Source organism: Bacillus spongiae (genome assembly GCF_037120725.1).
Taxonomy (GTDB): Bacteria; Bacillota; Bacilli; order Bacillales; family Bacillaceae_K; genus Bacillus_CI; species Bacillus_CI spongiae.
The window spans coordinates 135295-147987 of record NZ_JBBAXC010000010.1 but is presented as its reverse complement, the minus strand read 5'-3'; the positions used below and the strand labels follow the sequence as shown (position 1 = coordinate 147987).

Genomic DNA, 12693 nt, shown 5'->3' with positions numbered 1-12693 from the left:
AGCTGAATGGATGTGTATGCAAAAACTCCTGTTCCGCCATATTACGCTGTCATCTTTTCATCACAGCTTACAGAGGATGATGGAGGGTACGGGAGAATGGCTGAAAAAATGGTGGAGTTAGCCTCACAGCAGCCGGGGTTTTTAGGGATAGAAAGTGCTCGTGATCAGGAGTTCGGTATTACGGTCTCTTATTGGGAAAGTGAAGACTCCATTAAAAATTGGAAAGCCCATTCTGCTCATCAGGTTGCGCAAGACAAAGGGAAAAAAGAGTGGTACAAAACGTTTGCTTTAAGAGTGTGCAAAGTAGAAAGAGACAATTTTTTTGAAATGTAACCATCAGTTTAAGAGGATTTAATACAGAGCTTAAAGATTTTTTGGCGTCGTTTATAGTAAACGGATGTTAAACAAATATCTGTTACCATTTATTACATTTTGATGGAGGCCATTCTCAATTAGCTAAGATGGTAAATGGAACGATTCACTATCTATCGAAAAAAACTGTTGTATAGGAAAGAAAGGATTTGTTTAATGAACTACATAGAGAGAAAGCATCGTGTTGAATTGCGTGAAATGAAAGAAACGGATTGGAAGGCAGTTCATCAATATGCATCACAAGAAAGAGTGTCAAAGTATCAGACATGGGGACCTAATTCGGAGGAGCAATCTAAAGCATTTGTAGAGCAAGTATTAATCGATTCAAAAGCTGTTCCGAGAACCCGATTTGCATTTGCCGTTGTGTTAAAAGAGAGTGAAAATATGATTGGAGTAGGTCAGTTAGCCATTCGTGATTTCGCTAATCATGTTGGTGAAATATCGTACATTATAAATCCCGATTATTGGGGGAATGGGTATGCTACAGAGGTTGCTAAAGAGTTAATTAATAGAGGTTTTACTGAATGGAAACTGCATCGGATTTTCGCTACCTGTGACCCTAGAAATATTGGGTCAAGAAAGGTATTAGAAAAGGTCGAAATGGTGAGAGAAGGACGTATGAGGGAAACTATATTATTACAAGATGGTTGGCGTGATTCCCTGTTATATAGTGTTTTACGTCATGAGTGGAAAGAAATCGGCGATGAAGGAATGAAGGTTACATCTAAATAAATATTTTCTTGGGCATTGCTTCAAATCTATGTTTCTGCCCGTTTTCTACAAATTTAACACCACAAAAAAATAATGAATAAATCAAAAAGATCAGGGGTTAAAGGCTGACCTTTTTCAAAATGAAGAATGCTATCTATTTACCTTTTTCACTGTTAAAGCTAATTGTGAATATATTCTTAAATGAAACATTCGTTCTAGGAACTCTGATCCAGCACAAATACTCTACAATTGAGAATAGTAAAGAGGTTAGATAGCAGCGTTACTGCTGTATTCAAATACTTTTTTGTGCCTAACTAATACGGTAAGAGTGGATAGACAGGCTACTCATGTCAGATTGTTCTTTTCGAGTCACTAGATCCTATAAGTTATCGTTGAAAAATTCCCTTTACTCTAAGAATGAGAAACGCAAGATAGATAGTCGGTAGTATAGAAAATGTGCTGGTTCTTCTAATGTAATGCAGCAGTAAGGAGTCTGTGTCATTAAAGGTCGACAGAAATATCTACACGCATAGGAGGAATAATATGAAAGAAGATTTCTTCAAATGGATGACAGATAAGAAGAGTTTTCTATCTAAGTATGGTATAGATACAGAAAAACTTACATATAAAGAAGAAAGCAAAAACGATTATTCATGTGTAATTGTTCATCACTACAATCCAAACAAGTGTTTAGGTCATATAGAAATGTTCGGAGTAAATATGGTTTTCTTTGAAGTCATTGACTTTAACAGTGGAGAGAGATTAGCAATTGAGCATACCGAATTTGATTATGAAAACGATTTTAATGTTTTATTTGAAAGTTACTTCACAGCCTTGATTAGCGGTGAAAAAGTAGATTGAAAAGAACGAATGACTTTGATTTTTGATTCCTTCCGACTTTATTATTTATCAACATTTTTATTTAATAGTTGACTAAAACAAAATGGGTTCCAATTTTGGAACCCATTTTTTAGTCTTCTAATTAGTAAAGGATGATGTCTTTTCTCCATCAATTCGTAAAGTCCATGTGCCCTCATATGGAAAAAGAAGCTCTCCATTATAATGATGGAAGGTGATCGAGCTATTATATCCACCGTGTGAATGAATAAAATAATTTTCTGATAGTACCTTTCCGTCTTCATTTAGTAATTCCACTAGGATTTCTTCTTTTTCTTTCGTACTACTTTCAATAGTAATTTCGCTTTCTTCCCCAATGTTCATTTCTAAAGGTGAATCGAGTAGCGTATAATTCGCTGTACTTGCGAAAGCAGGCAAGACATCGACGGTAAATTCCCCATATAGCTCCTCATTTACATAAAATGAAAGCTTCCATTCCCCTTCATTAGGAAATGCTTGAAATTTTGTTAAGGTTTGAGCATCCTCATTATTGAGAGGTTTTGAGAGTGTTCCTGTTGATAAGGTCAATTCTTCCCCATACGTATTCATAGCCTTAACCTCATAGGGCATGTCAACAAGAGAGTCAGAGTCACCCCAGAAGTAAATAAAAAGCTTCGCCACTCTTCTATTATCTTTTGCAACAAAATCATTCATTAATAATGCAACTTTCCCTTCCAATCCAAATACAGTTTGTCGAGAATTTTTTGTAAAGTACTTACCTGCTGGTGCGATAAACTCAAGCGGGCCAGGTTCTGCATAATTGTGAGGTTCGTTTTTATCCGTACCGGGTAGGAAAGGGAGGGCAAGGATCAAAATGATGGAGAAAAAGGACATGATAGCAATAATGGGTAATAATCGCAGTTTTTTCTTACTGGACATGGGTGGACTAGATAATTTTTGCATAATCTTCCGTTTTGCTTCATTATCTAATGAATACTTTTGCAGTTTTTTTAAGCGTTCTTCAATGTCTCCGGTATCCTTCATAACAGAAACCCTCCTTTTCTAAAATCATCTTTAGCTTTTTTAAAGAGCGATGGTACATGACGTTCACATTGTTTTTATTGCAATTTAGCACAATGCTTGTTTCATCTGGTGACAGTTCTAAAATACCTCTTAAAATGACCACTTCACGATATTGTGGTGCAAGTTGTTGAATCGCATGGTGAATAGAATGGTTTTCCCATTTCTTTATCGCCATCATTTCTGTCGTTTTATCATACGACTGTTCGGGGATGAGTGCCTTTTTTATTCGCTCCCATAAATGCTTCTTCCTATAACGATCTGTGACAATGTTTCGTGCAATGGAAATAAGCCATGTTTTTGGACTAGAATTCCCTTTGAATTTGGATAAGCTTTTTATTGCGTGTAGGAATGTATCTTGAACAAGGTCCTCAACATCTGTTGAGCTTGTGTAATAGACTAGGAAACTCGTCACATCTTTTTCATATCGCTCAAACCATTCCTTTATCGAATAATCCTCCATTTGCTTCCCCCCTTTATTATTAGACGAATGGAAGTTAGTTAAATTACTGAAAAGTGAAAAATAGTTAAGGCTTTTTTCAATGTACAAAGTTTAATTGAGAAAGACATAGTAAATTAAATGTATGTAGCAACGAGGCATTATGCTTTCTAATAATCTTACATCACAATCAAAAAAATGGAAATTTCAAGCAAAAGTGCCAAAATGTTATGATTTGAATAATGTTATGGTCATTTTCTATGAAACTATTTAGCTATGTAGGATTACGTAGTGTGTAAATCTTTCTGAATTTTAGCGGTCTTTATTAGGGCTTTACAGTTCTTAAGAAAGAAGAATCATAGAGAGACTAGGTAAAAAGATTTGAGTTCAAAAAAATTAAAATATTATATATTGAATAGTAATTTAGAGGATTTTAAAGTATTTACGGTAAAAATAGTGAAAAATAGTATATATACGAAGTTTATGAATCTTCTGAATATGGTAAAATAGTTTTCTATTTTATATTTACTATTATTAAATAGTTTTGGAGGAATCATGATGAAAAAGAAATTGTTTTTAGTTTTAGCTTTAATGTTGCTCTTGACTTCATCTAATCAAGGTCATACATACGCTTGGTCAGCGGAGGAAACTCATGATGACGAAGGGAATACTCATCTTTGGATTGTGAATCAAGCGATTGATATTTTAGAAGCGGATGAATCCATTACACATTCAGTTGAAAATGAGTTACTGAATCAATTTAAGCTAGAGTTAGAGGAAGGTATTTACGCAGCTGATTGGGAGAATCCATACTTCGATTCGGGTACATTTGCTTCCCATTTCTATGATCCTGATACAGGTGAAACCTATATTCCCTATGCAAAAAATGCAAAAGAAACAGGAGCTAAGTATTTTCGATTGGCGGGAGAAGCATACCAAAATCAAGATATGGAGGATGCCTTCTTTAATTTAGGGCTCTCATTACATTATTTTGGTGATATCACTCAGCCAATGCATGCAGGAAACTTTACAAACATTACATACCCATTTGGTTATCATTCTAAATATGAGAATTATGTAGATACAATTAAGGATTCCTATAAAGTATATGATGCAAACGGATATTGGAAGGTAAACGATCAAGATCCGGAGGGATGGTTACATACGACAGCTGTAGACGCAAAAGCAGCCTATTCAACGATTGTTAACGATGAGATATTGGATTGGTTTGTTTCAGCCGCAACTTCAGACTATTATGCAGAGAAATGGCGTGAGGCTGTAACGGCCCCAACAGGTGAACGGTTAGAGGAAGCTCAACGGTTTATGGCAGGTTTTATCCACTATTGGTTTGAAACGTATGTAAATGTATCGGCTCCTGAGTTTTATGAATCTTCTGGAGAAGCGATTACTTCAACGACAGCAAGAATTGCCTGGTATCCTACTAAGTCAGAAGATAGAATAGTAGCTTATGAGCTTTATCGAAATGGAGAGCTTTATAAGACTATCGAAGCAGGTAGTGATGAGTTCGCTTTACATGGTTTTGTCGATGAAAATTTAGCTGTTAATACAACGTATGAGTATCAAATTAGAGCGGTTGATAATTTTGGTGATCAATCTAAATTTAGTCAAAGCCTAGTGATTAGAACAGATAGTGAGTAGGCTCATGGATAGATAATTAATGGAAGAACAACGTATTGTAAAGTAGAAAAACGCTACGTTATGTAGCGTTTTTCTGTTTCGTAAAGAAGTAAGAATACCGGTTGCGCAGTCTTGATGCTCTGTTAAATGTTTCTAACTCCAATCTATCAATAATAAGTTATACACAAAACATATCCTTAAATGGTATTTATTTGCTACAATAACTTTATAAACCTTTTATCTTTGTAAATAGACAAATTTTACCGATGGTTAAAGAGGTATTTTGGATATGGTTTTAAGAAAAACGCTTGACCAAATTCAACGAAAAGGATAATGAGTCTATAAAAAAAGACTAAAGAGGGTAGGGTGTCCTTATGAATGAGTATGTTGATTCTTTCAAATGAACGGTCATCTCTTTCAGCGTATTTAATCAGTAAGAAAGTAGGAGTCTAAATGCCGATTTACAATAAATTAGTTCGAGATAAAATTCCTGAAATAATCGAAAAATCTGGAAAGAGCTATAAAAAAGTTATTCTCTCACAAGAAGACTATGTAAAAGAGTTAAAGAAAAAGAGTATGGAGGAGCTTCAAGAATATTTAGAAGCCTCAACGAATGAATCCTCCTTAGAAGAGCTCGCCGATTTATTAGAAGTCGTTCATGCCCTTGCAGACACACATGGTGCAACAATCGATAGGGTGGAAGAACTTCGAAAACAAAAGGCAGAAGAGCGCGGAGGATTTCAAGAGAAGGTTTTTTTAATTGAAGTAGAAGGAGACGAACGGTGAGGCTATAGTATTATGTATCTAATGTAAAGGCTTTAACGAAGTATTGATGAGGAGTACACGGAAAGTTATGTCTAATAAGGAAAGAGTTCGAAATATGCGAGCTCTTCTTTATTTTTTTCTTTCTCCTTCCATTAATGTAGCTGATCCGATAGAATCATAGATTGAATTATACCTAGATAGGTTAACGATAATCATTCAAAACCCTATACTTGAATACTATTCAAGTTATATTAAACAAAAGTAAAATCCACTTTTCCCCGTCCTATGAAAATTCCTCCCCTGTCATTACAGTCATAAAATCATAGAAAAACCCCTCATAGTTCATGTCCATAGCGATATTTTGTGAAGGTCGATCATCAAAATCCTCTTTTTCTGTTAAGCTTCGAAAGTCTCCTATGCTTTGCCCTAGGGTTATATTCGTTGTGCTGACGGCAATAGGTGTTTTGTAAAACGTAAATAAGTCTTTATTTGAAATACCGATAAAGGCCAGTACATCGTGCACGGGGCTCCCTCCAATTTCAGGGTAAAGTTTTTGGTAATATTCTTCGTAATAAAAATCTAATAGCGGCTTTACGAGGGTGGCTTTTTCTTTTTCGTGAATGTAGTTAACCATTTCTGGAGTGACGATTGCCTTCATCGTCACATTGAGTGGAAATAAGGATACATTATGGGCATATTTCATGATGAGATTGGCGGCAACGGGATCTCCATAAAAATTAGCCTCCGCTACGGGTGTGACGTTACCAGGCACTAAAAAGGCCCCACCCATAATGAAATAGGAATGAACCATTTGTAAAAACTCAGGATATAGCAATAAAAGAGTCGCTAATGAGGTAAGCCTTCCCGTATTGACGATGATTAACTCATTATGATCATATTGCTTAATCAGGTCAATCACTTCGAAAAAGTTTTCAAGCGACTGATGATTGAAGGAAGAGGGTTGGAGTGGCCCAAGACCATATGTTCCATGAACATCGGTGTAGTAGGATGGTGTTAGGGCAGACATGGGTACTTCTGCGCCGCCGATCACCTTTATGTCAAGTCTGTTTAACTGGTCTAATATAAAACGAGCATTATTTATTGTCATGGCTTTAGAAACATTCCCATAATCCGCTACAATGCCTACTAATTCAATATTCTGATTTAAATGGGCATACACTAACGCTACGGTATCATCTATTCCAATGTCTCCGAATAATAATACTTTCCTTCTCATTTTTTCTCTCCTTCAGTGTATAGCATCTTTGCTAAAAATAAGTGAATATGACTGGGCTTAATGAAATCGTTCCTGTTACCAATCATTATGGGTTTTCTCCACCGATTATGCCTTGTAAGGAAAGAGAGGGTAAAAAACGACCTTGCATTATGACTAGGACAAGAGACCTTACCTCGTGAAATGAAGGTATTATAGTCCTGTCCATATGTGCAACTTCCCTCCTGTTTTATTTAATGAAATATTCTTTTAAGCATACTTTCTACGCCGTATGAAATTGTGCATGTATAATTTATCCATCATTATTCATCCATTTTGAGTAATGTAATGACGAATAAAGGAGTTGGAGAATATATAAGTGATTTAGTCTGAAAATTTCGAAAAAACATAAAGTAGGAGGATAAAAATGAAAAATTCACTTATTACTGGATTATTAATCACGGCTTTTTCAACTAGTTACCTACACCCCGTTAATGCTTCAACAGTAGAACCTCAACCGGAGTTTTCACAAAGCACGATTCAAAATGTATCGTTAAATAATACACTATCAAATTCGATTCGATTATTAGGAGCACAAACACCATTAATTCAGGCATATGGCTTGGTCATTTTACAGCAGCCTGATGTAAATATAGAGGCGATGCCTAGTTTAACGAATCATCAGGACTTCGCTAAGATTAATGCAAGGGAATGGATTGACCAATATAACCCTAAGTTACTAGACTTAAATGAAGAGATTATGAGATTTAGCTCACGTTATAACAGCTATTATAACAAGCTAGTGGAATTGGCTAATGATATGAATGAGGACCCTATTGCCAAGTCAAACTTTGGAAACGCTTTCGATAAACTTCAAGCTCAAGTTCAGATGATTCAGGATAACATGGAATTTACTTCATTAGAATTAAGTCGTTATAAAATGTTGCTTGATCAAGATAGCATAAACTTCACTGAGAGAGCAGATGATGCGATTCAATCTTTACAAGGTTCAGGTGGAGATCTCGCCGTAATACGAGAGGATATTAAAGGAATACAAGAGGAAATTCAAGCAGAACTACTCACAATCTTAAATAGACCGCAAGAAATTATTAACGGCTCTATCAATATTGGAAGGCAAGTATTTTCGATTACTTCAGCAGGAGCAACAACAAAAACGATTGATTTTGTCTCCATCGAAAACCTTAGTGATGACTTGATTAATCTAGCAGATAGTCAAGTGTCCGCGGCAGCTTTAAATATCCAAGAAAAACAGAATGAGCTGATTCCTTTAATCCAACAGTTATCGGAGACTGAAATTCAAGCGACACAAATTACACTAATTGAAGATCAGGTAGACGGTTTCACAGATATGATCGATCGACAGTTAATGATTTATGAGTTCTTACTCTCTGATTGGAAAGCGTTAAACGAATCTATGATTGAGATGAAATCGGTAATTAATGCTGAAGGGGAAGTGGATATCAGTGAATTACAGGCGAATTTATCTCATTTACAAAAAATGAGTGATGAAATGAACATTCAAACAAATCAATTTGAAGATTATGTAACGAACGTAAATATTCAATAAACGATTATTCTATTGAAATGGGAGGAAAGATGATGAAGAAAATTCCATATAAGGTAATGGCATTATCTACTTTGATTGCAATGTCCGCGAATAACTTGATCCCTGTACAAGCATTGGCGGAGGATAGAGCAACGATTGCAACAGCAACGGTCACTGATGCGGATCAACACCAAGGCTATTCTTTGGGGCCTCAAGGTCTTCGTGAAGCGATGGAAAGTACAGGTTCAAACGCTTTAGTAATGGACCTTTATGCACTTACGATTATTAAGCATGGAGATGTGAACTTCAACGGTATCACAACGGTTAGTGATGTATTAAAAACAGACATTCTTCATCACCAATCGGTTGCGAGAAATAATGCCAACTATTGGCTAGATAGCCTGAAACCACAACTAATATCAACAAATCAAAATATTATCAATTATAATACGAAATTCCAAAACTACTATGATACGTTAGTGACAGCAGTGGAAAACCAGGATTCAGAAACGTTGAAGCAGGGGCTGATTAGGCTAACAAATAGTATTACTGATAATCAAGCAGAGGTGGATGAACTAGTCGAAGAACTGAGAGCATTCCGAGATAAAATGACAGAGGATACGCAGAACTTTAAAGGGGATGCGAATGAAATTACCTCCATTTTATCAAGCCAAAATGCAGGTATTCCCCTATTACAAAGCCAAATTACCACGTACAATGAAGCCGTTGAGAATTACAATGCCATTATAATTGGGTCCTCTGTAGCAACTGCTCTAGGTCCAATCGCCATTATTGGAGGTTCTGTTGTTATTGCAACGGGTGCAGGAGTTCCACTAGGGGTCACCTTAATTGCAGGAGGAACAGCGTCACTTGGTGGTGGAACGACAGGCATTATTTTAGCCAAGCAAGAGATGGATGACGCGAAGGCCGCGATTGAGGAATTAACAGGGCAAATTTCTCAGGCGGAAATCCAAGTAGCGGGCTTAACGAATGTTAAAAATCAAACGGAATATATGATGGATACGATTGATATCGCTATTACTGCACTCCAAAATATTTCAAATCAATGGTATACAATGGGATCGAAGTATAATTCATTACTTCAAAATGTTGATTTCATCGACCCTGATGACTTTTTCTTTATCTCAGAGGATTTAAGTGTCGCGAAGGATAGCTGGAATAACATTAAAGAATATGCTGAAAAAATCTACGCGGAGGATATTCAAGTGGTAGATACAGATCCTTCTTAAACCTACTATTTTAATAGGTCGTTTTTATAACAATAAAAAAGTAGGTGAATTGATATGAAAAAGCCGTTTTATCGTAAGCTTCTTGTACTATTGGTTATCTTTTCAATCTCAACAAGCACAACCAATGTTATCCCCTTTCAAGTATTAGCGTCAGAAAGCGAGCAAGAAACCAATTCGTTATATTCATTAGGTCCTGCTGCCAATTTCCAAGATGCGATGGACAGTATGGCATCAAATATGCTAGTGATGGATACCTATTCTCGTACGCTACTTGAGCAAACGGCAGTCGATTTAACAGGGGTAAACTTTATCCATGATGGGTTAAAGTCCAATATTGAAACTCATCAACAAACCGCAAAAACCAATGCTAACTACTGGTTAAATAATCTGAAACCGTATATGATTGAGGTTAATGAGGATATTGTCGAGTATCATTCGGTTTTTCAAGAGCGTTATAGTGTGTTATTAACTGCTGTTAACCAACAAGATACGATCACTTTGCAAAACGAAGTGGAAGCATTATATAAAAGTATAGTAGAAAATAAGAAAAATACGGATGATCTTCTAAGTGAGTTTGTTTCGTTTCGACAAAAAATGGCCGAAGATTCACGTAGTTTCAATTTTGACATTGATGAAGTAATGCATGCCATTTCAACACGTGATAGTGGAATTCCATTGCTCCAGCAACAAATAGAGCAACATAATGAATCGATTAAAAAGAACCAAGATTTGATCATCGCCGGGGCATTCCTGTGTGTGACAATCATCGGTTGTATTGCTGGTGGACCAATGATCGCCTCAGCAAAGTCTAATATTGATTTTGCTAACGGAGAAATTTCAAAACTTAACTCAGAAATAACGGAATCACAGGCAGCTATAACGAACCTTACAACGATCAAAAGCCAGATTAGCTACTTAAATGATACGATCAACGTGGCCATTAACTCCCTTCAGAATATGTCAAATCAATGGAATGTCGTAGCTGCGAAGTATAGTAGCCTCTTGCAAAATATTGAAACGATAGATCCTGATGTATTTATTTTTATCGAAGAGGATTTATCGATTGCAAGGGATAGTTGGGAAGATCTTAAAGAGTATGCGAATAAATTATATGAAGGTACACAGCTAGGGGAAGAAGAATTAAATTCTATTGCAAGTTAGTAAGTGTCAAAGGAAGAATAGAGGAGAGCTAGCGCTAAAGGTCGTTTCATAACGATCCTATAGCGTTAGCTTTTTTTATTGGAATATTTATGAGGGCATGGTCCATTTCGTTTTCATTTTTTATAGATGTTTTTAGGAAATAGAACAAGGAAAGTCAAAGTCCAAAAAGTCCATTCAAAAAGCCACAGCCCCTAGAGGACTATGGCATAATATATGAATTATTTTGCAAAGCGATGGTTTCCAATAGTAGTCGTTACTTCACGTGAGAAAATCCATTCGCTCGTTGCTGTTTCAGGATTATAGAAATAAAGTGATCCTTTTCCTTGGCCTCTGAAAGCTAGCGCTTCTTTAACGGCTTTTCTTGCTTCATCATTAGGAGTTTGGTTAATAGCTCCATCCTTTACAGGCGAGAAAGCATAATATCCTTTTGATGATTTAGCATAAATGACATCTTTAATTGTATTTGGATAGTCGGGATGGTCAAGACGGTTTAAAACCACGGTTGCAACGGCCACTTTACCAGCATATGGCTCACCTTTTGCTTCTGCATGAACCAGCTTAGCTAAAAGTTCCTTATCAGCTTCAGAAATACTGTTAGGAATCTTGATTGTTTCGCCAGCATTTAATGCGCTACTTGTACGATTATTTTCTTCTAGTAAACTTGTAACAGATACACCATATTGTGTCGCAATTTTCCAAAATGATTCACCTGATTGAACCGTATGAGAAGTCGATGCATCCGTTAAGGTTGGAAGAGCAAATAGTCCCAGAGCTAAGCTTGTAGTTGCAATTAGTTTTTTTATGTTATTCATGTTATGACCTCCTAGTTGTTTGTGCCTCTAGTAAAAATGGTATCAGTTGTAACATACTTATTCATTACCAAAGTTTCCCTAGGAAGTTAGTAATCTGTTAATTACTGAAAATGAAAGGGTTTTTCATAGTGGTGGGAATGGTTTCCATTTATCAAAATATGGATGAAAATAGAGATTATGGGGGTATATGGGTATTATTTAACGTAATATTACTACTTTATTACAATGTAACTTAACGAAGAAATATTGGGTGTTCGACAAAGTCTACTTTTTAAAGCTTTACTCAACATTTATTGATTTGGGGACTTGTAGAAGTAACAACAAACTTCCATTTTTCTTTACCAAATTCGTATTCACTTCTTTAGACGAGCGATTAACGAAAAAAGTTTTAAGGTGGTCAAAAAAATATTTAAATCAAATGGTGGAAAGGAATTGTTGAAAAAGAGGTTTCATTGAAATGGATGGCATTATAATGTCATCTTTGAATTTTCAATCAAAGTCCCAACAATCGGAATCCTCGATTGAAGTTATCGTAATAGAAACGATGAACAATCGGAAACTGTTCATGTAAAACGATAAAGTACTATTACATGTACAATAAGAAATCTCTCGCAAGCTTTTCACCTACCTACAGAGTTTAATTTAGTTCACCTTGGAAGGGCTTTGAAAAGAACTCAGAGAAAGATGACCATTTAGTTATAATGATGTAAGTAGTGCTGAGGACGGCATTATATCTAAATTGAAAAGCCCAACTCATAATGAAAACAAAATATTTAATCAACGGCCACTTGTATAACTTGCCTAAATTTGTGCTTTTGTCATCTATTGTATTGTTTCACGACAGATGG

At 35.9% G+C, this 12693-nt stretch carries 11 protein-coding genes and 1 pseudogene; 8 read left to right on the top strand and 4 right to left on the bottom strand.

Annotated elements, in window-relative coordinates:
• The first annotated feature begins 6 nt into the window (after positions 1-6).
• The 3 genes from WAK64_RS13415 (at position 7) to WAK64_RS13405 (ending at position 1944) form a co-directional block, all read left to right on the top strand.
• Positions 7-333, top strand: a complete 327-nt coding sequence (locus WAK64_RS13415; RefSeq protein WP_336587492.1) for an antibiotic biosynthesis monooxygenase family protein — start codon at positions 7-9, stop codon at positions 331-333.
• Between the two features lie 195 nt (positions 334-528).
• Positions 529-1104 (top strand): GNAT family N-acetyltransferase, encoded by a 576-nt coding sequence (locus WAK64_RS13410; protein ID WP_336587491.1) that lies wholly within the window; start codon positions 529-531, stop codon positions 1102-1104.
• A gap of 522 nt (positions 1105-1626) precedes the next feature.
• Positions 1627-1944: a hypothetical protein gene (locus tag WAK64_RS13405; protein WP_336587490.1), complete on the top strand. Its 318-nt coding sequence runs from the start codon at positions 1627-1629 to the stop codon at positions 1942-1944.
• 117 nt (positions 1945-2061) lie between these two features.
• Here the strand turns inward: WAK64_RS13405 and WAK64_RS13400 are convergent, their stop codons facing one another.
• Both WAK64_RS13400 and WAK64_RS13395 read right to left on the bottom strand, forming a co-directional pair.
• Positions 2062-2964 (bottom strand): hypothetical protein, encoded by a 903-nt coding sequence (locus tag WAK64_RS13400; RefSeq protein WP_336587489.1) that lies wholly within the window; start codon positions 2962-2964, stop codon positions 2062-2064.
• On the bottom strand, positions 2942-3463 hold the full coding sequence (locus WAK64_RS13395; RefSeq protein WP_336587488.1) for an RNA polymerase sigma factor: 522 nt from the start codon (positions 3461-3463) through the stop codon (positions 2942-2944). The genes WAK64_RS13400 and WAK64_RS13395 overlap by 23 nt, the downstream gene beginning before the upstream one ends.
• Before the next feature lie 534 nt (positions 3464-3997).
• On the opposite strand from WAK64_RS13395, the pseudogene WAK64_RS13390 reads away from it, so the two are divergent.
• Positions 3998-4804 (top strand): annotated as a pseudogene (locus WAK64_RS13390) (phospholipase C); the annotation flags it as partial.
• 726 nt (positions 4805-5530) lie between these two features.
• Positions 5531-5863, top strand: a complete 333-nt coding sequence (locus WAK64_RS13385) for a nucleoside triphosphate pyrophosphohydrolase (protein ID WP_336587487.1) — start codon at positions 5531-5533, stop codon at positions 5861-5863.
• 262 nt (positions 5864-6125) lie between these two features.
• On the opposite strand, the gene WAK64_RS13380 is transcribed toward WAK64_RS13385, so the two are convergent.
• Positions 6126-7079, bottom strand: a complete 954-nt coding sequence (locus WAK64_RS13380) for a nucleoside hydrolase (protein ID WP_336587486.1) — start codon at positions 7077-7079, stop codon at positions 6126-6128.
• Positions 7080-7482: 403 nt separating this feature from the next.
• On the opposite strand from WAK64_RS13380, the gene nheA reads away from it, so the two are divergent.
• Genes nheA through nheC form a run of 3 tightly spaced genes read left to right on the top strand, consistent with a single transcriptional unit; the run spans position 7483 to position 11033 of the window.
• Entirely contained in the window at positions 7483-8643 is a 1161-nt protein-coding gene (nheA, locus tag WAK64_RS13375) for a non-hemolytic enterotoxin subunit A (protein ID WP_336587485.1), read from the top strand.
• A gap of 32 nt (positions 8644-8675) precedes the next feature.
• The gene (gene nheB / locus WAK64_RS13370) at positions 8676-9872 is read left to right on the top strand and encodes a non-hemolytic enterotoxin subunit B (protein ID WP_336587530.1); all 1197 of its coding nucleotides are present in this window, start codon (positions 8676-8678) and stop codon (positions 9870-9872) included.
• A gap of 54 nt (positions 9873-9926) precedes the next feature.
• Complete coding sequence (gene nheC, locus WAK64_RS13365) at positions 9927-11033, top strand: non-hemolytic enterotoxin subunit C (RefSeq protein WP_336587484.1); 1107 nt, start codon at positions 9927-9929, stop codon at positions 11031-11033.
• A 218-nt stretch (positions 11034-11251) separates the two neighbouring features.
• On the opposite strand, the gene WAK64_RS13360 is transcribed toward nheC, so the two are convergent.
• Positions 11252-11845: a cell wall hydrolase gene (locus WAK64_RS13360; RefSeq protein WP_336587483.1), complete on the bottom strand. Its 594-nt coding sequence runs from the start codon at positions 11843-11845 to the stop codon at positions 11252-11254.
• Positions 11846-12693 lie beyond the last annotated feature (848 nt).